Source organism: Corynebacterium sp. UMB0012 (assembly GCF_030216265.1).
In the GTDB taxonomy this organism is placed as follows: domain Bacteria; phylum Actinomycetota; class Actinomycetes; order Mycobacteriales; family Mycobacteriaceae; genus Corynebacterium.
In genome coordinates this window covers 58,058-83,709 of record NZ_JASOKQ010000010.1, presented here as the reverse complement: position 1 = coordinate 83,709, position 25,652 = coordinate 58,058, and the positions used below count along the sequence as shown (strand labels likewise).

Genomic DNA, 25,652 nt, shown 5'->3' with positions numbered 1-25,652 from the left:
TCAATCGGCATCCAGAAAGGCCAAATCTAACCCCCGCGCGACACGCCGAGCCAGACACACATTTTGTCGTTTAAGCCAAAAAATACCACCGCAACCAACTCGGCGAAATCTAGAAAACGAACCCCCAAAACGAAGAAAGTCTCGAAACATCGAAATAGGAACGATGTCTCGAGACTTCACAGTGGTGCGCCATCAGGGAATCGAACCCCGAACCCACTGATTAAGAGTCAGTTGCTCTGCCAATTGAGCTAATGGCGCATCGTTGACTTCCTGCCGTGTGGCTCTCTGTGCAACGAGTAGATACTCTAGCAGCCATTCTTGAAAAGTGTAAAATCGCCTGGTTATGGCGTGTTTTGAGGGGTCTATAACGAATTGGTTAATGCCTGAAGTGGCTTCTGGTAATTGCTGGAGTGAGACGCTAATCTAAATTGGTCTTTGAAAGCAGCAATTACGTGTCTAAGGGCAACTCAGTGAAACATTCCCTCCCTATTGCGCGCCGCCTCATCGCGGCTGCGGGCGTTGCGTGCATTTCCCTAGCCGCCGCCTCCTGCTCCTCTGATTCCTCTGCCGAGGATCAAACCGCTGACCAAGAATCCACCGCCGCCGCGAGCGCGAGCGGCGCGAAGGATGGTGACAAAGAGTCCGAAAAGAAAAAGGGCGGCCTGAAGGTTTCCGTAAAGGACGGGGCGCAGAACGTAGACCCGTCGAAGCCGGTAACGGTGGAGACCAACGGCAAACTCAAGAGCGTCACCATGACCAATGAAGTGGGCGTGGAAGTCAAAGAAAAGCTCTCGAAGGATGCTAAGACCTGGTCTACGGCGGAGGACTTGGGCTATAACCACACCTATTCCATCGTTGCCTCCGATGTGGACGGCAACAAGAAGAACCTCAGCTTTTCCACCCCGCAAGCAGCGGGCGTTGCCGAAGTCTCGCTTACTCCGATCCCGGACTCTGAGGTGGGCGTAGGCCAGGTTATTGGTGTGAACTTTGGTGTGCCGATTACGGACCGCAAGGCGGCCGAGAAGACTATTACTGTGACCACCAACCCAGAGGTTAAGGGCGCGTTCTACTGGGTCAACAACCAGGAGGTGCGCTGGCGTCCAAAGGAATACTGGGAGCCTGGCACCAAGGTTGAGGTGAAGGTGGACCAGTACGGCAAAGACCTAGGCGGCGGAATCTATGGCGGCGAGAACGCCAAGACCAATTTCACCATTGGGGACCGCACCGTTGCGATTATTGATAACGCCACCAAGACCATGAAGGTCTTCAAGAATAAGAAGTTCTTGCGCGCCATCCCGGTCTCGCTAGGCCGCGATTATCAGTACGATACGCCGAACGGGCGCTACATCATCGGTGACGAGCACCCGCAGCTAGTCATGGACTCGGAGACCTTTGGCCTAGCCCATGAGGCAGGCGGCTACCGCACGACCGTGGACTGGGCTACCCAGATGTCCTATTCCGGCATCTATGTCCACTCCGCTCCGTGGTCAGTGTGGGCGCAGGGCAATACCAATACCTCGCACGGCTGCATCAACGTGACGCCGGAGGCTGCCCAGTGGTTCCAGGAGACGATGAAGCGCGGCGACGTAGTGCGTGTATTCAATACCTACGGTGAAACGCTTAATGCGATGGATGGCCTAGGTGACTGGAATATGTCCTGGGACGAGTGGTCCAAGGGCAACGCGGGCGCCAATCAGTAGCGCCCACGAGCGGCGCGGGCGATGAGCGCATGGCTACAGTGGTGGCCATGCGCTTTTCTGTTTTAGACCGCGGGGCGGCCGGGCCGTTGGACCAGGTGGCTGAGCACGCGCGGCATGTGGAGCGGCTTGGTTTCCGGCGCTTTCTGGTGGCCGAGCACCACGGTGTGCCGGGAATTCCGGCGGGCCAGCCGGGGATGTTGGCGGCTCACGTGGCGGCGCACACGCAGCGCATTCGGGTGGGCACGGCCGGAATCATGCTGTTAAATCATCCGCCGTTTCTGGTGGCCGAGCAGATTAATCTTCTCGAGGCGCTGTATCCCGGGCGAATCGATATTGGAATTGGTTCCTCTGTCGGCTTTACCGGCCCGGTGCGGCGGGCACTGCGCCAGGGCGAACCGGCTGAAGTGAAGCAGCGCTTTGAGGCGGAGTTGGCGACGCTGCTGCGCTACCTGCGCGGCGAGGAGGCGGTGACGGTGCGGCCGGAGTATGCGGGCACTCCGATCTACGTGTTGGCGGGCTTTCGCTCGGCCATGATTGCGGCCAAGATGGGGCTCGGCGTCATTTTGGGTGGTCCGGTGGCTACGCAGGAGGCGGCCGCGCGGGTGTATCGGGAGCATGCGCTTGCCGACGCCCCACCTATCATCTCCTCGCTCAATATTGCCGTTGCCGATACGTCCGCGGCCGCCCGTGATCTGTTGTTACCGGAGGCCTATGCCAAGGCACTCGCGCAATCTACCGGCGAGTTCGCGGCCCTGCGGCCTGCAGGAGAGCTGGACATGGATGCGCTGACGGGGCAGCAGCGCCGGCGCATTGAGGAGGCGCTGGCCCATGACGTGTGGGGGACGGTAGAGGAGGTGGGGGAGGAACTTAGGGGCGTCGGCAAGCGGCTGGGCGTAAGCGAGTTTGTGGTGACCGGAGACATGCCAGATGTAGCCGGTCGGGCACGTTCGGAGGAGCTGCTGGCGAGCCTGCAGGCGGAAAACTGAAAAAGCCCGAGCGCAAGGCTCGGGCACTTGGGGTGGCTGACGGGACTCGAACCCGCGACACCCAGGATCACAACCTGGTGCTCTACCAGCTGAACTACAGCCACCATCGCTGCGTGAAAGCAACGAGATATAGGTTAACTCACGCCGCCTAAATTACAAAAACGCCTGGTAATCTGCGGTGGTTTCGGCCTTGATCTCCTCCGCTTCGGGGGAGGTGGGGCCCTCGTCGGTGCGGAAGACGCTGCGGCGGTAGAAGTCCAACTCGCGGATGGATTCGATGATGTCCTGTAGCGCGCGGTGGGCCATGCCCTTATCGGGCTGGTTGAAGTAAGCGCGCGGGTGCCACCGGCGAGCAAGCTCCTTGATGGTGGAGACGTCGATCATGCGGTAGTGCAGGGCGCTGTCGAGCCGCGGCATATAAGCGCGGATGAAGGTGCGATCCGTGGCGATGGAATTGCCGGCTAGGGGAGCGGGGTGCTCAGGATCGCAATGCTCATTGATGAGCGCGAGTACGGCATCCTCGGCTTCTCCGATGGAGGTGGTGGACTCGCGGATTTCCTTATCCAGCCCGGACTTAGCGTGCATCTGCGTGACAAAGGAATCCATCTGTGCCAGCTCATCCTCGGTGGCGTGGACGACGAGGTCGATGCCTTCGCCCAGGATGTTGAGGTTGCCATCGGTGATGACGGCAGCGACCTCAACAATGACGTGGCGCTCGGGATCGAGGCCCGTCATCTCCAAATCGATCCAGACGAGGCGGTCGTGTTTTGCGGCTATCTCGGAATGTGGCATGCGGCCCATTCTACGCCCGCGTGCTTTTACCCCTGTATGGGGTACGAGACGGGCTGCCCTGGAGGGGCGATTACTACTGGACAACACAGCCTTTTAGAAGGTGTGGCACCGAACTGCATAAAATTAATCGGTGATTTGCCTCACTCATCGATGTGAGTTAGGGCATACTCTGGTTAATCGCTCTTCATTCGGGAGGTGCGACAGACTTAGGAGAGACCAGATGGCAAACTTTCTCGATGCCCTCAATACCGCAATTTGGTCCCCCGTCTTGGTGTTTTTATGCCTCGGCGCGGGTATTTATTTCACCGTGGTGACACGCGGCCTGCAGGTGCGCTGCATCCCGGACATGCTCAAGCAGATAGTTAACGGAGAAAAGTCCGCAGATGGCGTTTCTTCCTTCCAATCCTTGATGGTCTCGCTCTCCGGCCGCGTGGGCGTGGGCAATATCGCCGGCGTGGCCACAGCCATCGCCTTCGGTGGGCCAGGCGCCGTGTTCTGGATGTGGGCAGTGGCGCTTTTGGGCTCGTCCACCTCGTTCATCGAATGTACGTTGGCTCAGATTTACAAGGAAAAGGATCAGGACACCGGTGAGTACCGCGGAGGGCCCGCGTACTACATCGAAAAGGCCTACAAGCACACTAAGGCCGCGCCTTTCATGGTGGTCTATGGCATCGTGTTCGCCGTCGCCATGATCTTGGCTACCAGCTACTTCTTGCCTGCCATCCAGGCCAATGCGGTGGCCGCTGCGGCCGATACCGCGTGGGGAATCAACTCCACCTGGGCGGCCGTCGTCCTCGCAGGCATCCTGGCCATCATCATTATTGGTGGCGTCAAGCGTATTGCGAACTTCGCCACCATTGTCGTGCCCTTTATGGCGCTCATTTATATCGTGATTTCCGTGGTGGTCATGTGCATGAACTTCTCGCAGATTCCGGAGGTCTTTGGGCTCATCTTCAAGTCCGCATTCAATATGGAAGCCGGATTCTCCGGCATGTTGGGCGCGGCCATCATGTGGGGTGTTAAGCGCGGCATCTACTCCAATGAGGCCGGCCAGGGTACCGGCCCGCAGTCCGCTGCGGCCGCCGAGGTTTCCCACCCCGCTAAGCAGGGCTTCGTGCAGTCTTTCGCGGTGTACGTCGATACGCTCTTTGTCTGCTCGGCTACCGCGTTCATGATTATTTCTACGGACATGTACACCGTCTTCCGCGGCAGCTCCGAGGACGGAGAAGTGGTCTACAACGGCTCGCTTCCTGAGGGCGTCGAGGTTGGTCCTGGCTACGTGCAGTCCGGCCTCGATAGCGTCTTTGCCGGTTGGGGCCCAACCTTCATTGCCGTCTCCATTGCCTTCTTCGCCTTTACGACGGTCCTGGCGTACTACTACATGTCCGAGGTGAACTTGACCTACTTCAACCGTTGGGTCCGCTCCCGCACGGCCCGCCGTGGCCTGATTTGGGTGCTGCGCGCGCTGATTATTGTTTCTGTCGTGGTTGGCGCCACCACCACTCCGGGTGCGGCGTGGGCGCTGGGCGATATCGGCGTCGGCACGACCGCATGGCTCAATATCATCGCCATCCTCTTCCTGCAGGTTCCTGCCATCAAGGCACTCAAGGACTACGAAAAGCAGAAGAAGGCCGGCAAGGATCCGCAGTTCGACCCAGAAGCTGTGGGCATTAAGAACGCGGACTTCTGGGTCGAGCGCAAACGAGCACGCGGCGAGGGCAGCGTGCTCAAAGACAAAGACAAGGACTTAGAAGGCACCGGGGCCTAGCCCATCTTGGCGTAGAAGCTGCCTACCAGCGGTGCAATCACCGGGGTGGGCAGCACCTGGCTGAGGGTATTCATCGCCTTAGATAGCGGGCCGGGCACCACGCGGCGCTGATTGCGGCGCATGGCCTCGATGGTTTCTTGGGAGCACGACTCGTAGGTGGTCCACAAAAAGTCCGGTACCACCTTGTCCACGATCGACTGGTCTTCCTCTGCGATGGTGGCCTCGCGCACGGGGCCGGGGGCGAGCAGGGTGCACGAGACGCCGGAGCCCTTCAGCTCATAGTGCAGGGCCTCCGTAAACGCATTGACGCCCGCCTTGGTGAAAACGTAGGTGGCGTTATTAGGGATGGGGATATTGCCCGCGGCAGAGCCGACATTACAGATGGCGCCGCTGCGGCGAGGCAGCATCTGTTCCAAGGCGGCTCGCGTGAGGTGGTGGACGGCAGTTCCGTTGAGCTCGAACTGTGTCGTCTCGTACGACCAGTCCTGGTCCATGAAGGGGCCGAAGCTGGCGATGCCGGCGGAGTTGACCAGGATCGACACCTCGCGGGTGGCGATGGTCTCGGCCACGCGGGCGACGTCGTCAGCCACCGCTAGATCCGCTGGCAGGGCAATGGCCTCGATACTATGGCGCTGTTCGAGCTCGGCGGCGATGGACTCCAGGAGCTCGCGGCGTCGAGCCACAAGGATAACGTTATAGCCCAGGGCTGCGAAATCTTGCGCCATGGCCTTGCCAATGCCTTGGCTGGCGCCCGTAACGAGGGCGTAGGACGTTCGGGAAGGAGCGGGAAGTGACATGGTTAAGCCTTTCCGGAGTGGGGGCATGGTGAGTCCTAGCGTAAACAAAAAGCCCTGAAGCGGCGAGAAACTCGGCGCCTCAAGGCTTTCACACGGTGCCCCCAGCAGGATTCGAACCCGCGACACATGGGGTAGAAACCCACTGCTCTAATCCACTGAGCTATGGGGGCTTACAACGCACTTATAGTAGCCCACGAGGGCGGGGAAACCTAAGCCAGGGTGCGCTGCGGCGTGCGCAGGATGTCCACTAAGTCTTGGGTGGCTGCGGTCAGCTCGCGATCCGTGCGGTAGGCCACGATGGCGTAGTAGCGGGGTAGGTCATCAGCAATGGGGCGGGTGATGATGCCGTGTGGCTGCACAGCGGGTGCGCAATTGGGCACGATGCTGACGCCGAGGCCACTGGAGACCATAGGAATCGCGCTATTGAGGCTGGCGACCTCCTGGGTCTTTTCCGGCTTGAGGCCCGGGCGGCTATTCCATAGGTCTTGATAGAACTCGGCTAGTTCAGGAAGTTCGCGGCTGCGCGGTGGGACAAGCCATGTTTCCTTCTTCAGGTCAGCGAGGGAGACGGGGGATTCCAACTCGGCGAGGCGCTGGGGAAGGGCGACGGAGTAGTCGAACGTGGCCACCTGGTGGACGGTTAGCTCGGGGGAGTAGCGGCGAATGAAGGCCTTCGGATCGGACGTCGGCAAGAGCGCTAGGTCCACCTGGCCATCCAGTAGGTGCTTGATAGCGGTAGCCGGCTCGGCGTCATCCAGCGAGATATTGGCGGTGGGGTAAATCCGCTTGAGCTCAGCGAGGGCGGCAGGGGTAAATTCCCAGTTCAAAATGGCGCCGGAGGCGAGGGATACGGTGCTGGCCTTGTCGCCGGTGATTTCGCTGATATGGCGCTGGGTTTCGCTTAGCAGCGCATCAACCTTGACGGCCGTTTCGTAGACATAATCGCCAGCGTCAGTGGTGGAGACACCGGAGCGACCGCGCGAAAGTAGCTGGGCGTTTAGCTCCTTTTCTAGCTTCCGGATGGAAAGGCTCAGAGATGGCTGGGTCATATCGAGGGATTCGGCAGCGTGCGTGAAGGAGCCATGGTCTACAACGGCGCGAAAATAAAGAAGTTGACGGGTGTCCATAAGGTCCATGATGGCACATGTAAAGACAAAATGGGTGTTATGTGAGAAACCAGGTCGCGCTATACAATGCGCACTATGGCAAATGAGCAGGTTAACAGTGTGAACGCGGCGGGTAAGAAGCCCCGCCCTTCCTGGGGAATTTATATCGCAGCGATGCTTATTGCCGGCCTAATTGCCGGTTTTATTTCCCTGTTCCTTTTAGCCGATTCCCTGGCGGCCCTGGGTATCCCGGATCCCGGTCGCATAACTACCTTTGGCCTGCCACTCTTTCGTGGCATGGCGTGGGTGCTTATGGCTTTGTCCGTGGGCTCATTCTTGGCCTCGTCGTTCCTCATCGCACCGCTCGGGGACAATGCCACGCTTATCGATGCCCCCTTGTCCGTCGACGGCCACATCGCCGCGCGCACCGGTACGTGGGCTTCCTTTGGTGTGGCGGCCGTGGGTCTCGTGGAAATTCCACTCATTATGTCTGACCTCACCGGCGCGCCCTTTTCCCAGGTATTCGAGCCTTCCATCATGAAAATGGCGCTGACGGAAATTTCCACCACCATCGTGTGGGCAATCTCCGTACTCATCGCTCTAGTAGTGGGCATTCTCGGTCTCGTGGGCCGCGGCTGGTCCATGCAGCCGGTCCTGCTTTTCTTGTCCATAATGCAGGTCGTACCAATTGGCATGGAAGGCCACTCCGCGACGGGCGGCGACCATGATTACGGCACCAATTCGCTCCTGTGGCACTTGGTCTTTGTCATGCTTTGGGTAGGCGGGCTCATGGCGCTTATCGCCCATGGTCGGCGCCTTGGCCCCAACCTCGCCTTTGCGGTGAAGCGTTACTCCGGCATCGCCTTTATGGCCATTGTGGTGCTTGCTGTTTCGGGCTTGATTAACACGCTCATCCGCATGAATATCTCCGATCTGGTGGATTCCGCGTACGGAATCATTCTGATTACCAAGTTCGTGCTGACGATTTTGCTGGGCATTTTCGGCCTTGCTCACCGCGAGCTCACCATCCCGCAGCTGGGCAAGAATCCGCGCCTTTTCCTTCGTATTGCCATCGTGGAAGTAGCGGTCATGGCCGCCACTATTGGCGTAGCCATCACGCTGGGCCGCACTGTGCCCCCGGCGCCGCGGGATCCCAACCTCAACTCGATGCAGATTCTGATGGGATATGAGCTGTTTGAAAAGCCCACGGTGCTCAACGTGTGGACCATGTTCCGCTTTGACATCATGTTTGGCACCATTGGCCTGCTTTTGGCTGCGGCCTATGGTTACTGCGTCTACCGCGTACACAAGCGTGGCCTGACCTGGAGCAAGGGGCGTACTGCGTGGTTTATGTGCGGTGCGCTGGGCCTGACCCTTGTGATGTCCACCGGCCTAGGCCTGTATATGCCGGCGATGTATTCCATGCACATGTTGGTGCACATGATTTTGTCGATGGCAATACCGCTCCTGCTCGTCCTGGGTGCGCCATTGACCCTGCTCATGGAGGCCTTTGAGGCGGGACCGAAGGGAAAGCCCAGCCTGCACGACTATGCGCTGGCGGCCACCCAGTCCAAGATCGTCGCGTTTATTACCAATCCGTTTGTCAACCTCGTGCAGTACCTATTTTTCCTCTACGTGCTGTATTTGTTCCCGGGCCTGTATCAATTCGCTATCTCCGAGCACGCCGGCCACCTCATTATGAACTTCACGTTCATCATCTCCGGCTGCTTCTACTTCTGGGAAATCATCGGGCCGGATCCGCTTCCCAAGCGCCACTCCACCCCGTTCCGATTGGCCGTGTTGTTCCTTTCCATGCCATTCCACCTCTTTGCCGGCGTGTACCTGATGCAGCTGCAAAGTGTGTTGGGTGCAGACTTCTACCAGTATTTGGAGCTGCCCTGGGATCAGGATCTGCTCCAAGATCAACGCGTGGGCGGCGGCATCGCGTGGGGCTTTGGTCAATTCCCGCTGGTTATTGTCTTTGGCAAGCTCTTCCTGGATTGGCTCAGCGATGATCGTGCTACCGCCCGCCGCCACGATATGCAAGCGGATGCGGACGATGATGCCGAACTGGAACGCTATAACGCGATGCTGCAGGATATGGGCCACGGCGATGAATCGAGCTTCCGCGGGCGCTAGCCTGTGGATAACCGGCCCAAAATCGCCCCCAAACCCGAGTTTTGCTGACGGGTACAACAAGTTATTCACAGGGTAGTGGTCGCCGGCATGGTGTGGCTTGCGCGCCGGTATCAGGATGTGGAAGCGAGCGAGGAAAACCGAACTCGCCTATCCAACTATCCAGCAAAGGATTTTCTAGCACCATGTCCCAATACCCAATTACCTTGACCGGTCGCCTTACTCGCGATCCCATCCTGACCAAGACTTCAACTGGGGCCTATAAGGCCAAACTGCGCGTAGCTTCCTCGCGCCGAATTCCGGACCGTCAGGTCGATGCCGGCGCCAATGATCCGGAAGGACACAACTCCAAGGCCCCGCAGTGGCGCGACGTAGACCACCTCTACATCGATGTCGAAATGTGGAATCAATTCGCCATCAATGTGCGCAAATCCCTGGCTAAAGGCATGCCGCTGGTCATCGTGGGCTCCTTAGTGACAGAACAATGGCGCGATGACCAGGGCACCGATCACTTCCGCACATTCATTAAGGCGCAGTATGTGGGCCTGGATCTGAACCGCCACGTTATCGGTACGAAGCGGCTCGCTCCGCAGTACAACCAGGAAAATATTGCGGTCCCAGAACTGGGGGACAATGCCATCGAACCGGACGTGGACCACAGCCTGCCGCCGCAGCAGGCGGGGCAGGGAGATACCGCTGCCGATACCGCAGCGGACCGCTATCTAGCCGAACGATCCGCACCTGGACGCGGTGGGGAAGAAGATACTTTCGACGTCGAAGTGGAAGAGGAGGCTGCCGAGGCAGAATCCGCCCCAGTAAACGCTTAAGCGTTTCCCCACCGGCTTGATCGCCTCGGGTGTACCTGACCCGAGGCACTTGGGCGGTGGTTCTGATGTAGTGTTTGTGTAGATAAATACGTCTCCCAAATTTTTGCAAAGGGGTAAAAGTGGGCGAATTCATCTACACGATGAAAAACGTGCGCAAGGCAATTGGCGATAAAGTCATCCTTGACGATGTAACAATGGCGTTCTACCCAGGTGCCAAGATTGGTGTGGTCGGCCCTAACGGTGCCGGTAAGTCCTCCATTCTGAGGATTATGGCCGGCCTGGACCAGCCTTCCAACGGCGAAGCTTTCCTGGATCCGGGTGCCACCGTGGGCATCCTGCAGCAGGAGCCGCCGCTCAATGACGAAAAGACCGTGCGCGGCAACGTCGAAGAGGGCTTGGGCGATATCTTTGAAAAGAAGCAGCGCTTCGAGCAGATCGCCGAGGAAATGGCCACCAACTACAGCGATGAGCTCATGGAAGAGATGGGCAAGCTGCAAGAAGAGCTGGACGCCGCCGATGCATGGGAGGTTGATTCCAAGATCGAGCAGGCCATGGAAGCTTTGCGCTGCCCGCCTTCCGACGCCCCGGTGACCAACCTTTCTGGTGGCGAGCGCCGTCGTGTAGCGCTGGCTAAGCTCTTGCTCACCGAGCCGGACCTGCTGCTGCTCGACGAGCCTACGAACCACCTGGACGCCGAGTCCGTGCAGTGGCTGGAGAAGCACTTGGCCGATTACCCGGGTGCTGTCTTGGCCGTGACCCACGACCGTTACTTCTTGGACCACGTCGCGGGCTGGATCTGTGAGGTTGACCGCGGCAAGCTCTATCCATACGAGGGCAACTACTCTACCTACCTGGATAAGAAGCAGGAGCGCCTCGAAGTTGCTGGCAAGAAGGATGCGAAGCTGCGCAAGCGCCTGAAGGACGAACTGGAGTGGGTACGCTCCGGTGCAAAGGCCCGCCAAGCCAAAAACAAGGCTCGTCTGGAGCGCTACGAGGAGATGGCAGCCGAGGCCGAGAAATACAAGAAGCTCGACTTCGAAGAAATTCAGATTCCTACCCCGCCGCGCTTGGGTAATAAGGTTGTAGAGGTCAAGGACTTGCAGAAGGGCTTTGATGGCCGCACCTTGATTAAGGACCTCTCCTTCACCCTGCCGCGTAACGGCATCGTGGGCGTTATCGGCCCGAACGGCGTGGGTAAGACCACCCTGTTTAAGACCATCGTTGGCCTGGAGCAGCCGGATTCCGGTTCCGTCGAGGTGGGCGATACCGTCAAGCTGTCCTACGTGGACCAGAACCGTGAGAATATCGACCCCGAGGCAACCGTGTGGGAGGTCGTCTCCGGCGGTCTAGACTACATCCACGTGGGCCAGAACGAGATGCCTTCGCGTGCCTACCTGTCCGCCTTCGGCTTCAAGGGCCCGGATCAGCAAAAGCCGTCCAAGGTGCTCTCCGGTGGTGAACGCAACCGCTTGAACCTGGCTCTGACCCTGAAGGAAGGCGGCAACCTGATCCTCCTTGACGAGCCGACCAACGACTTGGATGTGGAAACCCTCGGCTCGCTGGAAAACGCGCTGGAGAAGTTCCCGGGTTGTGCCGTGGTCATTTCCCACGACCGTTGGTTCCTGGACCGCACCTGTACCCACATCCTGGCCTGGGAGGGCAATGTGGAAGAAGGCCAGTGGTTCTGGTTTGAGGGTAACTTCGGCGACTATGAGAAGAATAAGGTCGACCGCCTCGGTGAAGAGGCAGCTCGTCCTTCTCGCGTGACCCACCGCAAGCTGACCCGCTAAGTAGCTGAAGCCTTTATTGAGGAGAATGATGGCAACCCCAAGTGTGCACACGTATCGTATTCAAACCCGCTGGTCGGACTTTGATATGTACGGCCACATGATGAACGCAAACTACATCGAGCTCGCCCAGGAAGCGCGCTTGGCCTTTGCGAAGGAGCATATCTATTCCAAGGGCCTTGACTTCATCGCATTCGTGCGCCACCTCGATGTGGACTTCCTTCGCCCGATGGAGTTTAAGGACACCACTACGGTGGAGGTAGAAACTACCATTTCGCAGATTGGCACGACCTCGTTTACCACTACCCAGCAGGTCAAGGATGACCAAGGGGAAGTCGCGGCAACTGTGGAGTGCGTGCAGGTAGTCATCGACCGTCAGCAGCAGACTCCTCGTCCGCTGACGGACCAGGAAAAGGATATTCTGCAAAATACCGCCGCTAACTAGCAGCGGAGCAGAGCACAGATTAGAAAGGCAGGGCCCGAAGGTATGGTCACCGAGACTCTAGAAATTGGAAGCGGTGGACCTGGCCTTCGGGCCCTTGTCACGCGCGCAGTTGGCTTGGACGCGGGTGCTTCGGTGCGGCTGCGCCAGCTGACTGACGACGTCGTCGATGTCTTTGTCACCACCCCTTTCGAGGTGGTTGCCTCCCGTCGCGTGCAGGGCGTCGTTTCCCGCGATGGGGCAGTGGTTTCTGCTGCCACCCTTGCCGAGCATCTCAAAGAGCATGAATCTAGCGGCACGTTAGATTTGGGTCCAGCCCGCGATCCATCCTGGCCGGGAGCCTTGCCGCCGGCGACTGGCTACAGTGTGGTCGATACCTTGCCGGTCACCGTTGTTCGTGAACTTTCCGATAAAGGTCAGCAAATGACCCGGCAATTTTCTGGCCCCATGGGCCCGCCGTCCAGCCTCTTGAATCAAACCGTCGTTACCGTAGAAAGCGATGGCGCCACGGTGGAAATTCCCATGCGCATGATTTTTGCCTGCACCAATCTGGGCCTTATTCCTGGATTTTCCGCCCCGATGGACGTGCCACGCCACTTGCGCGTGGCTCAGCTGGGCCGCTGGGTGCGTCTCGACGCCCCCTTCGGCAGCATTTATCGGTCCACCCGCCTCTCGCTGTTTTAAGCCCATCCATCTACCGCAAGACTCGGCGAGGGCCTCCTCCTCGGAGAACATGGACCCCCAAAAGCGGTCCACCTTTGGGAGGGTGAGGAGTGGTGCTTATCTCGCAAAACACTCGTCTAGCAGGACAATAACGGTAGTCATATAGGTTCGTGCTTTTTCGGCTATGTGAGTTTTAGATTAGACACCCAGCTAAACGTGTGCTGCGTTACTCTAGAAATGTAAAAGTAATTTCCTGCACCTACAAGGAGACGGTGTAATGCGTATTGCGGTACCAAAAGAAATCATGAATAACGAGAACCGCGTGGCTCTCACCCCTATGGGAGCGCAAACCCTCGTTGCTGATGGCCATGAAGTGTTCGTTGAAACCGGTGCCGGTGAAGGCGCATCCTTCCCCGATTCTGCCTACAAGGATGCCGGTGCCACAATTGTGGACTCAGCGGAAGAGACGTGGTCGCAAGCGGAACTGCTGCTCAAAGTCAAGGAGCCACTCGAGTCCGAGTACAAGTACCTACGCTCGGACCTTACCGTCTTTACCTACCTTCACCTCGCTGCGGACCGCCCGCTGGCGGAGGCACTGGTCGAGGCCAATACCACCTCGATTGCCTATGAAACGGTCACCGACCGCCACGGTACTTTGCCGCTGCTGACTCCAATGTCCCAGGTGGCTGGTCGCCTTGCCGTTATCGAAGGCACCCACCACCTGCTGTCCACCCAGGGCGGCCGCGGTTTGCTGGTCTCTGGCGTTCCGGGCACCCAGCCGGCACGCGTCGTCGTGATCGGCGGCGGCCAAGTTGGTGCCTCCGCCGTTGCGATGGCCCACGGCCTGCGCGCCGAAGTCACCGTGCTGGACCTTGATCCACACGTCTTGCAGCGCTTCGATGACCAGTACGCCGGTGGCGTGCGCACTCTGATCTCGGATCCGGCCACCATCGAAAAGGAGCTACAGGAAGCCGACCTCGTCATCGGTGCCGTGCTCATTCCAGGTTCCGCTGCGCCGAAACTGGTGCGCGAGGAGACCGTGAAGAAGATGAAGAAGGGCGCTGTTCTCGTGGACGTGGCCATCGACCAGGGCGGTTGCTTCGAAAACTCGAAGAAGACCTCCCACGATGATCCCACCTTTAAGGTGCACGACACCTTGTTCTACTGCGTGGCTAATATGCCAGGCGCGGTGGCTAATACCTCGACCCGCGCGCTATCGTCTGCGACGCTGCCGTATATCCGCGCGGTAGCCAAGGACAACTTGGATGCCGCCATCAAGCGCTTCCCAGGCCTAGAAGGCGGCGTGATGACCCGAGGCGGTCGTCTGGTGTCCGAGCCTGTGCGCAAGGCCTTTGACTGGGAAGACTAAGCATCGGGTCTTCATAGTGTGGGCTAGATAAACCACAAGCCCGGTTCCTCGCTAAATAGCGGGGGCCGGGCTTGTCTCGTGCGCGGGGAAGACGGTGCGGTTATGGTGCCTTGTTGATCATCATGGCGGCCACGTGCTGCATGTGATCCCAGATCATCTCGCGGTAGGCGGGTGGGATGGTTTCCTCGTCTATGTCCGCGAGGGAATTGCCCATGAGTTCTAGCCACCGGTCGTGCGCCGTGATATCGATGGGGTAGGGGGCGTGGCGCATGCGCAGGCGCGGGTGCCCACGGTTTTCAGAAAATAGCTGCGGGCCGCCCCAGTATTGCGCCAAGAACCAGGTAAGGCGCTGTTCTGCGCCTTCCCAGTCGTTATCGGGGTACATCGGGCCAATGACATCGTCCTCTTTGACCTGGGAATAAAAGCCGTGGACGAGGCGCTCAAAGGTCTCCATGCCACCGATGGCCTCATAAACAGAATCCATTTACGCTTCTTCTTCCTTGCGGGGATCGGTAATGCCGATGCCGTGTGGGTAGGGCGTGGTAATACCTTTAGTGTGCATGACATTGAGCACGCGCGATTGTAGGAAACGCTGAACGTCCCACTGCTTGCCCGGCAAGGTCTTGGTCGAGACGCGGAAGGAAACATAATCCGGCTCAAAGCCAGACATGCCGTCCACACGGGGCGTGCTGAGGATGAGCTTGCGCACCTTATCGTCCTGTGCGGCTTCTTTCACTGCGTCCTCAATGACTTCGCCAGCAACCTCTGGGTCATTAGAAAGGCCTACCGGAATCTGGATGCGGGCAACGGAGTACTCATCGGAGTGGTTGGCCACCTGGAGAATTTCACCGTTGCGCACGTACCACAGGGCACCATCGATATCGCGGACCGTGGTGATGCGCAGGGAGATGGACTCGACATCGCCAAAGACGCCATTGCCCAAATCAACCACGTCACCAATGCCGTACTGGTCCTCAATGAGCATGAAGATGCCAGAAAGGAAGTCCTTCACCAGCGCCTGTGCGCCAAAGCCGAGGGCGACACCGATGACACCGGCGGAGGCGATAAGCGGTGCTACGTTGACCTCTAACTCGTCCAGGATGGCAATAACGGCCCACACCCAGACGAAGATGGCGGCGGCGGAACGGGCTACGCCGGCAAGTGTCTTGATGCGGGAGGCGCGCCGGGTCTCGCGGGTTTGGCGCATGGCCTCTTCTTGTTGGCTGAGCTCGGGGCGATTGGCGCGGCCCTTGAATTTCCCGCGCAGGCGCTGCTTATCTAGCCCGGAGGACTTGATGCTATTTTCGGCCACTTTGTTGATAACTCGGTGGAGGAGCCAGTGGGCGATAATGGCCAGGATAAGGATGATAGCGATGCGAATCGGGCGCTCGATAAGCCAGCTTTGTACCTTCTCGTCATTCCAAAAATTGGACACGGACTCGATGGCCGAGTCCGTGGTGGAAGCGGCGGATGCTAAGAATTGCGTATTCATCATTCTTTCTTAGTCGAGGACAAAATGAACTGCGCCCATTGTAAGGGCAGAGGCTGAAAGTGCGATGAGTCGTGGGTGTCTGAGAGTGTGAAAATAAATACCCATCTCTCGGTTGGAAATGAACAGCTTGGTCTAGACTGTGGTGCTATGACTGAACGCAGCACGCAGAACCTCGCTCAAGGCTTTACGTCCCGTTCCATCCATGGCGGCTATCACCCGGATCCGCACATGGGCTCTATCAACGTGCCGATCTATGCCTCGACCACGTTTGCGCAAGACGGCTTGGCGCAGCTGCGCGGCGGATTCGAATACGGCCGTGTGGCCAATCCGACCGTGCGCTCGCTCGAGCGCACCCTAGCGGCATTGGAGGGCGCGGAGTATGCGCGCGTGTTTTCTTCCGGCATGGCCGCCGCCGATACGCTGATCCGCATCTTGGTGCGCCCAGGAGATCACGTCATTTTGGGCAATGACGCCTACGGTGGTTCCTACCGCCTGCTCAATGATTTCACCGAGTGGGGCGTGGAGATGTCCATCGTGAACACCAGCGATACCGCAGCGGTTGCCGCCGCGGTCCAAGAGAATACCAAGCTCATCTGGCTGGAAACGCCCACTAATCCGGCGCTAAATATCACCGATATTGCCGCGGTGGCCAAGATTAAGGGGAATGCGCAGGTGCTGGTGGACAATACTTTTGCCACGCCCTACCTGCAGAACCCCCTGGAACTCGGCGCCGACCACGTGCTGCACTCGACCACCAAGTACCTGGGCGGGCATTCCGATGTACTAGGTGGCGCGGTAGTTACTAATGACGCCCACGTGGACGAGCGCCTGCTCTACTTCCAGGGCAATGTGGGCGCGGTGAGCTCGCCTTTCGACGCCTACTTAACCGCCCGTGGCGTCAAGACGCTGTCGGTGCGTATGGACCGCCATTGCGCGAATGCGCAGCGAGTAGCGGAATTCTTGCAGGCGCGACCCGAGGTCAAGCAGGTGCTCTACCCAGGGCTCAAGGAGCACCCGGGGCATGCGCTGGCAGCACAGCAGATGCGTGGCTTCGGCGGCATGATGTCCGTGCGCTTCCACAGTGCGGAGCATGCCAAGCAGATCTGCCTCAATACGCGGCTTATCTGCCTGGCAGAATCGCTGGGCGGAGTGGAATCGCTCATCGAGCATCCGAAGAATATGACGCACGTATCCGCGGAAGGGTCCGAGCTGGTGCCGCCGGAGGATCTGGTGCGCGTCTCCATCGGTATCGAAGACATCGATGACCTGCTCGCGGACTTGGAGCAGGCCCTCGACGCTCTATAGGCCGCGGCACTGGTCCCATAGCGCAGGTGCCGTGGCTAGGAGCGCACCACGGCAAGAAGGGAACCGGCAGCCTTGTCGGTTTCTTGCAGCATGAGCGGGTCCGTGCCCGGCATGGGGGAAATGGTGGTGTCCGGCCACTGGGAATAGGTGGGGATGCCCACGATGTGCAGGCGCGCATCCAACTCGCCGTCCGGATGAACGGTGCGGCGGGTGGCCCCATCCGTTTCCGGCGAACCGGTGGGCTGGCCGTGATCGGGGAAGGGGCGCACGCGGGCGGAATCCACCAAGCAGCGCGTCATGGCATCGCCGGCGGTGCGGATGTCGGGGCGGTGCATAAAGGCGTCGACAAGCGTGGACGCCGAAGCCGAGCGCGGGCCGGAGGTCAAGGTGAAGTGATCGGCCTCGATGGACACGGTGGGGTGATCGCCTAAGAAGTGGGCCAGGCCGGCGTCGACAAGCGCGAGCAACTGGCGCACGCGGAAGAGCGGCGGGCCGGAGCCGATCATCTGGCCAAAGGACATGACCTGGCCGTAGCGGCCGGTGCGGGACTCGCGGGTGTAGCGGCCCTCTGCGCCGAGGATGGAGGCCGGCTTGCGCGATTGCGAAAGCGACCACAGCGCGGCCTTGATGGGGGAGTCATGGCCGGCGGCGGCCTCCCGGATATCGCCTTCCATGGACTGGGCAATGTGCTCGGTGAGCTCAGCGATGTCCCCGGTAAACCCGGCAATCTGGTACATGAGATCGTTCATGTCCCATGGCTCGGTGACCATGGGCGCAATGGCCGCGCCCAGCTCATCGGGGGCGGTGGCATCGATGGCCTCGAGAATCTCTGCGCGCGGGCGCAGGAGGGAATCCGGGCGCACGCGCTCCAAGGTGGTGATATAGGCCTCGTAGCTATCGCGCGCGATGGCAGGCCAGACCTGGGCGTCAAAGTCGATGTCCTGGGTGCCACTGAGCTCCGCAATGACATTTTTCAGGCGGCGGCGCGGCATGGTAGGCGGCAGCTCGCCGTACTCGGACTTGGGGTGGTAGGGGTAGCCGCGGCCGGAGGAAATAATGAAGTTGGGCTCCTGGCCGCAAGGCTCATAGCGCAGGCCGGAGCGCGCGGAAGGGTCCTCCACGAATGTGCCGCCGCGCTCGATGGTGGTCAGCGCCATGATGTCATAAAAGCCCATGCCCAGACCGCGCACCAGCACGTCCTCGCCGCCCGGAATGGCGGCGTAGTCCTGCTCTACCGGGTTATTAGGGGCGATCCAGTTCAAGCCGGAAGCGGCCAACTGCTTTTCTTGCTCGTTGTATTCCGGAATCATCCAGCCATAGGCCAGCACCGTGGCATCGGCGCGCACCTCGGAGCCATCGGCCAGGTGGAGGACGTCTATGCCCTCGTCCTCAGTGATGGTCTCCAACCTGCTGAAGTGATTTACGGTGGAAATGCTCTTGGGTAGCCGCGCAATGACCACGTCATAGACCCAGCGCAGGTATTCGCCATACAGTGCGCGCGAAGGGTTGGATTCGGGACGGGTAGCCGCGAGCTCTTCGCGGTAGTCCTGGGCAATATGTGCGGCCGGTGGATGCTGCTCAAAAAGCTCGCGCTTGGCTGCGGAGATATTCTCGCCATCGCCGCGCAACAGCTGAATCCACTCGTATTGAATGGGCCCCTCGAGCACAGGGGCATCAACGGTGGAGCCGGGCTCGGTAAAGAGGGTGACCGCCCCGGCGCGAGTATTCATGCACAGGGTCTTGGTTTGGTCCGTTTCCCAGATGCGGCCGGCGCCATGCTGGGCATCATCGATGAGGTGGACGGTAATGGGGTCGCTGGAATCGTCCATGCGGGCGGAGAGGCGTTCCAAGATGGAAATGCCGCGCGGGCCCATTCCGACGATCGCGATTGCTGGAGTAGACATACCTCCTATCGTGCCACATTCAGGCCCTTTCAGGATCATTGGACCTGGCAGTAAGAGCAAAATAGACCTTTCAGTCTACCGTGATCATTTTGTTAAGCCGTTTTGGCAGGTAATACGGTAGACCGTCCGGTCTTGTAATTGGGGGTATGAGTGTGGTCTAATGGGCGAGTACTACTTAAGACTTAAAGGAACTCGAGCTTTTATGAAGCAACTTTCTCGGCTCCTGCGGCCCGTGGCCGCGGTCCTGGCCAGCGGCGCGCTAGCTCTCTCGCTTACCTCGTGCGCCTCTACTTCCCACGCCGCGGAAGATGGCATGGTCACCTATGTCGAGCCCAATATGTTCAACAACCTCTATCCACCCTCCGGCGGCTATTACCCCAACGGTGGTGTGCTCAATAACATCACGGACCGCCTGCTCTGGCAGGACCCGGATACCCTCGAGCTGCACCCGTGGATTGCGGAGGAGATGCCCAAGGCAAACAAGGACAACACCGAATTCACCTTCAAGATTCGCAAGGGCGTGACCTACTCTGATGGCTCCCGCCTAGATGCCGCGAACGTGAAGAAGAACTATGACCTTTATGCCCTAGGCGACGAAGATCGCATGCTCACTCCATCGGAGCAGCTGCCCAACTATGAAAAGTCCGAGGTCATCGATGACTACACGGTGAAGTTCTACTTCAGCGAGCCTTCCCCAGGCTTCCCGCAGTCCACCTCCGTGATGAACCAGGGCTTGCTTTCTAATGCCACCCTGGATTTGGATGACACCGGCTTCGCGCCGGGCAATGCCACCGCGATTTCCGGTTCTGGCCCCTTCGTGATTGAGGAAGAAGAGCTGGGCACCAAGCTGGTGCTCAAGAAGCGCGAGGATTATGACTGGGCGCCTCCGGCCCGCAAGGACCACCAGGGCCCGGCCGATATTGAGGGCATCAATATCGTGCTCGCGGCCGAAGACTCCGTGCGCGTGGGCTCGCTTGTAGCCGGCCAGTCCGATGTCGCGCGCCAGATCGAAGCTCCCGATGAGAAACACCTGAAGGATCAAAACCTGCAGATTTTCGCCGCCCCCACCCGTGGCGTGAACAATAGCTTCCACTTCCACTTCCGCCATCCACTCTTGGAAGACAAGCGAGTGCGCCAGGCCATCATCCACGCCATTGACCGCGACAACATCCTGGACACTCTCTTTTCTGATTCCTACCCCAAGGGCACATCGATTCTGGCCAAGACGGCTATTGGCTATAAGGATCAGTCCGCGAACTATGCCTTCGATCCAGAAGAATCCAAGCGCCTGCTCGATGAGGCCGGCTGGCGCCCAGGTGAAGAGGGCATTCGCGAAAAGGACGGCAAGCGCCTGTCCGTGACCTTCAATGAAGCCGTCCCACAGCCGCGCTCTAAAGAGATGTTCACCAAGGCCCAGGAGATGCTCAAGAACGTCGGCATCGAGGCCAACCTCAGCCCAGGCGACCGCTCTGCGCAGCAAAAGGCCATGAAGGACCAAGACACCGTGCAGGTACGCCACACCATGACCGGCCGTGCCAATGTGGACACCTTGGCCACGTGGCTGGATGGCACCGGGCGCAATTCTTTCCTCAACTATGACGAGAAGACCGATAGCTTTGGCGATGAGAAGCTGCAGAAACTGGTGGAGGACTACTTCAACCTCAGCAGTGAAAAGGATCGCCTCGCCATGACCGGCCGCATGCAGGACTATCTGTCCGAACAGGCCTATATCCTGCCCATGTTTGAAGAGCCGCAGGTCTATGGTTTCCAGCCCTATATCGAGGGCTTTAGCACCGAGGCCATTGGCCGTCCGTCGTTCTATGCGGTAGACATCAACCCCACAGAAGGGGAGGACTAAACCATGAGCCTGAAAACTATTGCCCTGCGCATCGGCCAAGCCGTGCTCGTCATCTGGGCAACCTTCACCCTTTCTTTCATCCTCCTAGCAGCACTGCCTGGTGACGCCGTCGCGACCCGCTATGACAACCCCAACTTGGGTCTCAACGCCGAGCAGCTGGCCGCCATCCGCGAGGTTTATGGTGCCGATGAACCGATCGTGAGCCGCTATTTCAGCGCGCTCGGCGGATTCCTCACCGGTGATTTCGGCTTTTCCGTCGCCACCGGTACCGCCGTATCGGAAATGCTGGCAGATGCCCTTCCCTCCACACTGGCGCTGGCGGTCTTCGCCTTCCTCGTAGGCGTGGTCTTGGCTTTCGTGGTGGCTATTGTCTCCACCTTTGGCCCATTTTCTTGGCTGCGCAGTTTCTTCCGCAGCTTGCCTTCCGTGATGGTTTCCCTGCCCACCTTTTGGATCGGCATCATTTTGATCCAGATATTCTCCTTTGGCTTGGGCTGGGTGCCGGTCATCGGCGCGAGCGACGCCCAAAACCTCATCCTGCCGGTAATTACCCTGGGTATCTTCGTGGCCGCGCCGCTGGCGCAGGTGCTGCTGCGCTCCATCGATGAGGTCATGGATATGTCCTTCGTGCAGGTCGTGCGCGCCAAGGGTGCTAGCGGCGCCTGGTTGTTGTGGCGCAACGTCTTGCGCAACGCGTTGCTGCCGGCGCTGACCATGGCTGGCCTTACCTTTGGTGAGCTCGTCGGCGGCTCAGTGGTGACGGAAGCGGTCTTCGCCCGCCACGGCATTGGCGCGCTGACCGTGGATGCGGTGGCTAACCGTGATACCTCGGTGCTGCTGGCCATCGTGGTGCTTGCCGCCGCCGTCTTTGTCCTTATCAATCTGATTGTGGACCTGCTCTACCCAGTGCTTGACGTGCGCCTGCGCGAGCGCGAGCACGAGGCTGCACCTAGCTCCGCCACCGCTGCCACCACCGCCGATACCACCGCAACGAACGAGAAGAAGGTCCAAGCATGAAGCTTAAATCCACACAGCTGAAGCTCACCCCGGGCACCATCATCTCGCTGATTGTGCTGGGCCTGGCGGTGCTCTGCGCCCTGTTCCCCCAACTATTTACCTCCCAGGACCCTAACCAGGGCGGGGACACCACGGCGCTCTTGCAACCCAGCTTCCAACACTGGTTCGGCACCGACGCCGTCGGCCGCGATCTCTATACCCGCGTGGTCTATGGCGCGCGCCAATCTCTACTCGGCGCGCTGCTGGCCGTCCTTTTCGGCCTCATCGTCGGCACCATCTTGGGCATCATCGCCGGCGTGCGCCGCGGCTGGGTCGATGCCGTCATCATGCGCATCGTGGACGTGCTGCTGTCCATCCCCGGACTCTTGCTCTCCCTGTCCGTCATCATCGTGCTCGGACACGGCATTTTCAATGCCGCCATCGCCGTAGGTATCACCTCCGTGGCCACCTTTGCGCGCCTTGCACGTTCCCAGGTGCTCAGCGTCGCCGGCTCCGATTTCGTCGAGGCCGCCTATGGCTCCGGCGGTTCTTCCTTCCAGGTACTCATGCGCCATATTCTTCCCAATTCACTCACTGCGGTCTTCGCTGTAGCAGCCCTGCAATTTGGCCTGGCCATTTTGCAGCTAGCCACCCTAGGCTTCCTGGGCTATGGCGCACCGCCCCCAACCCCGGAATGGGGCTTGCTCATCTCTGAATCGCGCGATTACATCGCCACGGCCGGCTGGTTGACCATCGCCCCGGGCATTGTGATCGTCGCCGTGGTCCTCGCGGCTAACCACCTCAGCCAGACACTTCGAAAGGCGGCCTAATGTCCCTGCTTAGCATTAGTGATCTATCCATTACCTACCGCACCGCGCACGGTGAGGTAGAAGCGGTAAGCGGCATTGAGCTCGAGGTAAACCCTGGCGAAATGACCGCCATCGTTGGCGAGTCCGGTTCCGGCAAGTCCACCTCCGCCATGGCCGCCATTGGCCTGCTGCCAGACAATGCGTCGATCGTTTCTGGCACCATTACTGTCGACGGCCACGACGTTACCCAGTATTCCCAAAAGCAGTGGCGGGAGTTGCGCGGTCGCCGCATTGGTTTGATTCCGCAGGATCCCAATAACTCGCTTAACCCGCTCAAGACTATCGGTGCCTCGGTGGAGGAGGGCATGGCCATCCATGGGCAGGGCGATAAGGCCTCCCGGAAGAAGCGTGCACTGGAGCTTTTGGAGCGCGTGGGCATTGATGATCCGCAGCGCCGCTATCACCAGTACCCGCATGAGCTTTCCGGCGGCATGAAGCAGCGCGTGCTCATTGCCGCGGCCGTGGCATTGGAGCCGGAGCTCATCATCGCCGATGAGCCTACCTCCGCGCTCGATGTCACCGTGCAGAAGATCATCCTGGACCTCCTGGATGAGATGCGCGAAGAGCTCACCATGGGCATACTTTTCATTACCCATGATCTGGCCGTGGCAGGCGACCGTGCCAATAACATCGTGGTGATGGAAAAGGGCACTGTCCGCGAGTCGGGCGTTGCTGCCCGCGTGCTCACCGATCCCCAGCACGCCTACTCCAAGCGCCTGCTTGCCGACGCCCCCTCGCTCACCGCCCCCACTTCCTCCCCGGCCGCAGCTCCTGTGCGGGCCGCCGCGCCCGCGCACCGCGAAACCCTGCTCGAGGTGGAGGGGCTGAGCCAACGCTTCGGGGATTTTACCGCGGTGGAGGACATCAACTTTTCCGTGGCCCGAGGCACCACCCATGCATTGGTGGGGGAGTCCGGTTCCGGTAAGACCACCACCGGCCGAGCCATTTCCTTGTTGAGCACGCCCACCTCCGGCAGCATTCGCTTGGGCGGGGAAGAGATTAGCTCCGCCCGTGGCAAGCGCCGTCGCGAGCTGCGCCGTTCAATCCAGATGGTCTACCAAAATCCCTTTGGTTCGCTGGATCCGCGCTTGAGCATCGGCGATACTATTGCCGAACCGGTGCGCAATTTCACCGGCGCTTCCAAGCGGGATGCGCGTGCCAAAGCACGCGAATTTCTTGATTTGGTGGCCTTGGATTCTTCCATGGCTTCCCGCCGTCCCCGCGAGCTCTCCGGTGGCCAACGCCAGCGCGTGGCCATCGCCCGCGCCATGATCATTGAGCCCGATCTCGTGGTGCTCGATGAGGCCGTGTCCGCGCTCGACGTCACCGTGCAGGCGCAGATCCTGCGCTTGCTCGACGAGCTACAGCGCGAGCTGGAGCTTACCTATATCTTCATCTCCCACGATCTGGCGGTAGTTAATCAAATTTCCGATACCGTTTCCGTGCTCTCCCACGGCACGCAAGTGGAATCCGGACCTACCGCGCAGGTTTTTGCGCATCCGGAAACCGAGTACACGCGCCAGCTAATTGACGCCATCCCAGGCTCCCGCTATCGTGCCGGAGACCTAAACTTGGGGCTATAACCGCGCCCCAGAAAGGTTGGATTGAAAATATGACCGACATTATTAATGAGCTCTCCCACGCCACCGCCGAGGTGCAACAGCTGCGCCGTGCGCGACACGATGCACAGGACAATGCGCAACTGAGCTTTAGCGCTTTGCTCGAGCCTGCAGAACCAGGCGAGTTCTCCTATACGGAGCGCTATGCCGTAGCGGCTTTTACCGCTGCAATCTACCGGGCAAGCGAGGCTGCGGATTTCTACTTCGACTTGCTGGAAGATGAGGCCGACGAGGACCTTGTTGCCGCCGTGCGCGCCGCGAGCCAGCGCGGTGTGTCCACCGGCCCGTATCACCAGGGTGATTTCCTTATCTTCGGCGATACCGCCGCGGAAGCCGCGCTGGGCACACGCCTAGCTGCGGCCTTTGATTGGGCGCACCTTCTGGCTTTCCACCCTAAGGACGCCTCCCCGCAGGCCATCGGGCACCTCGATGCCGCAGGATGGTCCGCTACGGATATCATCAGCCTGTCCCAGCTGGTGGCATTTTTGGCCTTCCAGCTGCGCGTGGTCCACGGCCTGCGCGTACTTTCTGGCGAGGATTCCGCACCCCACCCCGCAGCCGAGCGCGCCGCCGGCGTGGCCGATCCGGGTTGGGAGGTAACCGCGAACGCGTTGCAGCCCAATACTGTGCTGCCGGACCACTTTGTCAACCACTCCCTGGGCTGGAAGCCCTGGGTGGAGGCGCTGGCGAAGGAGGATTTCACCGCGGTGCATACTGATGCCCTCATCAAGCCAGAGCGTATCGATTCCGAGTACTTCCGCTTGCTCGCCCGCGACCCTGCGGCCTTGAAGGCGCGCACGCTGACTGACCTGGACATTTTCTATAACACCGAAGGTGGGCTCTCCCGTGCGGACCGCGAGCTCGCCGCTACTGTGGCTTCGCGCTACAACGGCTGCGAGTACTGTGCCTCCGTGCACCAGGCGCGGTGCGTCCAGGAAGGTGGCGACCGTGAAATCGTAGACCGCCTCTTGGACGAGGGCATCGATGCTGACCTTGGCTCAAAGGAATGGGACCTTATCCGTCGCGCCGCCGTGGCGCTGACGGAAACCCCCTTCGCCTTCGATGCGGCACTATGCGCGGACCTGCGTGCGGCCGGATTCGATGATCAGTCCATCTTGGACCTCATCTACGCTTCCTCCTTCTTCAACTGGGCTAATCGCTTGATGCTCACCTTGGGCCAGCCGGACGTGCCTAAGCGCTTCCGTTAATCGGCTACCGCCGGTGACTGGTCCGGTG

General features: G+C 59.7%; 21 protein-coding genes and 3 tRNA genes. 15 read left to right on the top strand and 9 right to left on the bottom strand.

Annotated features, from left to right (window positions below):
- Positions 1-182: 182 nt before the first annotated feature.
- Positions 183-258 (bottom strand) — tRNA-Lys (locus QP324_RS06705).
- A 212-nt stretch (positions 259-470) separates the two neighbouring features.
- On the opposite strand from QP324_RS06705, the gene QP324_RS06700 reads away from it, so the two are divergent.
- Positions 471-1,700, top strand: a complete 1,230-nt coding sequence (locus QP324_RS06700) for an Ig-like domain-containing protein (protein ID WP_239278363.1) — start codon at positions 471-473, stop codon at positions 1,698-1,700.
- 29 nt (positions 1,701-1,729) lie between these two features.
- Complete coding sequence (locus tag QP324_RS06695; RefSeq protein ID WP_284815193.1) at positions 1,730-2,686, top strand: MsnO8 family LLM class oxidoreductase; 957 nt, start codon at positions 1,730-1,732, stop codon at positions 2,684-2,686.
- Between the two features lie 28 nt (positions 2,687-2,714).
- Here QP324_RS06695 and QP324_RS06690 read toward each other — a convergent pair.
- Positions 2,715-2,790 (bottom strand) — tRNA-His (locus QP324_RS06690).
- Between the two features lie 49 nt (positions 2,791-2,839).
- Entirely contained in the window at positions 2,840-3,487 is a 648-nt protein-coding gene (orn, locus tag QP324_RS06685; protein WP_250411916.1) for an oligoribonuclease, read from the bottom strand.
- A 211-nt stretch (positions 3,488-3,698) separates the two neighbouring features.
- On the opposite strand from orn, the gene QP324_RS06680 reads away from it, so the two are divergent.
- On the top strand, positions 3,699-5,246 hold the full coding sequence (locus QP324_RS06680) for a sodium:alanine symporter family protein (RefSeq protein ID WP_239278359.1): 1,548 nt from the start codon (positions 3,699-3,701) through the stop codon (positions 5,244-5,246).
- Here QP324_RS06680 and cmrA read toward each other — a convergent pair.
- The 3 genes from cmrA to QP324_RS06665 form a co-directional block, all read right to left on the bottom strand.
- Entirely contained in the window at positions 5,243-6,043 is an 801-nt protein-coding gene (gene cmrA, locus QP324_RS06675) for a mycolate reductase (RefSeq protein WP_225746516.1), read from the bottom strand. The two genes, QP324_RS06680 and cmrA, sit on opposite strands and share 4 nt — an antisense overlap.
- A 96-nt stretch (positions 6,044-6,139) precedes the next feature.
- Positions 6,140-6,213 (bottom strand) — tRNA-Arg (locus tag QP324_RS06670).
- A gap of 39 nt (positions 6,214-6,252) precedes the next feature.
- Positions 6,253-7,170, bottom strand: a complete 918-nt coding sequence (locus QP324_RS06665) for a LysR family transcriptional regulator (protein ID WP_284815190.1) — start codon at positions 7,168-7,170, stop codon at positions 6,253-6,255.
- Between the two features lie 66 nt (positions 7,171-7,236).
- On the opposite strand from QP324_RS06665, the gene QP324_RS06660 reads away from it, so the two are divergent.
- From QP324_RS06660 to ald, 6 genes are all read left to right on the top strand, one after another.
- Positions 7,237-9,288: a cytochrome c oxidase assembly protein gene (locus QP324_RS06660; protein ID WP_284815189.1), complete on the top strand. Its 2,052-nt coding sequence runs from the start codon at positions 7,237-7,239 to the stop codon at positions 9,286-9,288.
- A 182-nt stretch (positions 9,289-9,470) separates the two neighbouring features.
- Positions 9,471-10,112: a single-stranded DNA-binding protein gene (locus QP324_RS06655; RefSeq protein ID WP_225746519.1), complete on the top strand. Its 642-nt coding sequence runs from the start codon at positions 9,471-9,473 to the stop codon at positions 10,110-10,112.
- 119 nt (positions 10,113-10,231) lie between these two features.
- Positions 10,232-11,902, top strand: a complete 1,671-nt coding sequence (gene ettA, locus QP324_RS06650; RefSeq protein ID WP_284815186.1) for an energy-dependent translational throttle protein EttA — start codon at positions 10,232-10,234, stop codon at positions 11,900-11,902.
- A 25-nt stretch (positions 11,903-11,927) separates the two neighbouring features.
- Complete coding sequence (locus tag QP324_RS06645) at positions 11,928-12,344, top strand: thioesterase family protein (protein ID WP_225746521.1); 417 nt, start codon at positions 11,928-11,930, stop codon at positions 12,342-12,344.
- A 42-nt stretch (positions 12,345-12,386) separates the two neighbouring features.
- Positions 12,387-13,025 carry a hypothetical protein gene (locus tag QP324_RS06640; protein WP_239278355.1) on the top strand — a complete coding sequence of 213 codons (639 nt, stop codon included), beginning with the start codon at positions 12,387-12,389 and terminating at the stop codon, positions 13,023-13,025.
- A gap of 256 nt (positions 13,026-13,281) precedes the next feature.
- Positions 13,282-14,373 carry an alanine dehydrogenase gene (gene ald / locus QP324_RS06635; protein ID WP_239278354.1) on the top strand — a complete coding sequence of 364 codons (1,092 nt, stop codon included), beginning with the start codon at positions 13,282-13,284 and terminating at the stop codon, positions 14,371-14,373.
- 100 nt (positions 14,374-14,473) lie between these two features.
- Here the strand turns inward: ald and QP324_RS06630 are convergent, their stop codons facing one another.
- Both QP324_RS06630 and QP324_RS06625 read right to left on the bottom strand, forming a co-directional pair.
- Complete coding sequence (locus QP324_RS06630) at positions 14,474-14,857, bottom strand: globin (RefSeq protein WP_239278353.1); 384 nt, start codon at positions 14,855-14,857, stop codon at positions 14,474-14,476.
- Positions 14,858-15,868, bottom strand: a complete 1,011-nt coding sequence (locus QP324_RS06625) for a mechanosensitive ion channel family protein (protein ID WP_239278351.1) — start codon at positions 15,866-15,868, stop codon at positions 14,858-14,860. It abuts the gene before it with no gap.
- A 144-nt stretch (positions 15,869-16,012) separates the two neighbouring features.
- On the opposite strand from QP324_RS06625, the gene QP324_RS06620 reads away from it, so the two are divergent.
- On the top strand, positions 16,013-17,170 hold the full coding sequence (locus QP324_RS06620) for a cystathionine gamma-synthase (RefSeq protein ID WP_239278349.1): 1,158 nt from the start codon (positions 16,013-16,015) through the stop codon (positions 17,168-17,170).
- Positions 17,171-17,205: 35 nt separating this feature from the next.
- Here the strand turns inward: QP324_RS06620 and QP324_RS06615 are convergent, their stop codons facing one another.
- Positions 17,206-19,074, bottom strand: coding sequence for an FAD/NAD(P)-binding protein (locus QP324_RS06615; RefSeq protein WP_284815178.1), 1,869 nt, complete (start codon positions 19,072-19,074; stop codon positions 17,206-17,208).
- A gap of 202 nt (positions 19,075-19,276) precedes the next feature.
- Here QP324_RS06615 and QP324_RS06610 point away from each other — a divergent pair, with 202 nt between their 5' ends.
- The 5 genes from QP324_RS06610 to QP324_RS06590 are packed head-to-tail and all read left to right on the top strand — an operon-like array spanning position 19,277 to position 25,624.
- The gene (locus QP324_RS06610; protein ID WP_284815176.1) at positions 19,277-20,932 is read left to right on the top strand and encodes a TIGR04028 family ABC transporter substrate-binding protein; all 1,656 of its coding nucleotides are present in this window, start codon (positions 19,277-19,279) and stop codon (positions 20,930-20,932) included.
- Between the two features lie 3 nt (positions 20,933-20,935).
- Positions 20,936-21,949 (top strand): ABC transporter permease, encoded by a 1,014-nt coding sequence (locus QP324_RS06605; protein WP_284815174.1) that lies wholly within the window; start codon positions 20,936-20,938, stop codon positions 21,947-21,949.
- Positions 21,946-22,758, top strand: coding sequence for an ABC transporter permease (locus QP324_RS06600; protein WP_284815172.1), 813 nt, complete (start codon positions 21,946-21,948; stop codon positions 22,756-22,758). The genes QP324_RS06605 and QP324_RS06600 overlap by 4 nt, the downstream gene beginning before the upstream one ends.
- Positions 22,758-24,380 carry an ABC transporter ATP-binding protein gene (locus QP324_RS06595; RefSeq protein WP_284815171.1) on the top strand — a complete coding sequence of 541 codons (1,623 nt, stop codon included), beginning with the start codon at positions 22,758-22,760 and terminating at the stop codon, positions 24,378-24,380. Before QP324_RS06600 ends, QP324_RS06595 begins: the two co-directional genes overlap by 1 nt.
- Before the next feature lie 29 nt (positions 24,381-24,409).
- Positions 24,410-25,624 carry an alkylhydroperoxidase domain protein gene (locus QP324_RS06590; protein ID WP_284815170.1) on the top strand — a complete coding sequence of 405 codons (1,215 nt, stop codon included), beginning with the start codon at positions 24,410-24,412 and terminating at the stop codon, positions 25,622-25,624.
- Positions 25,625-25,652: the final 28 nt, after the last annotated feature.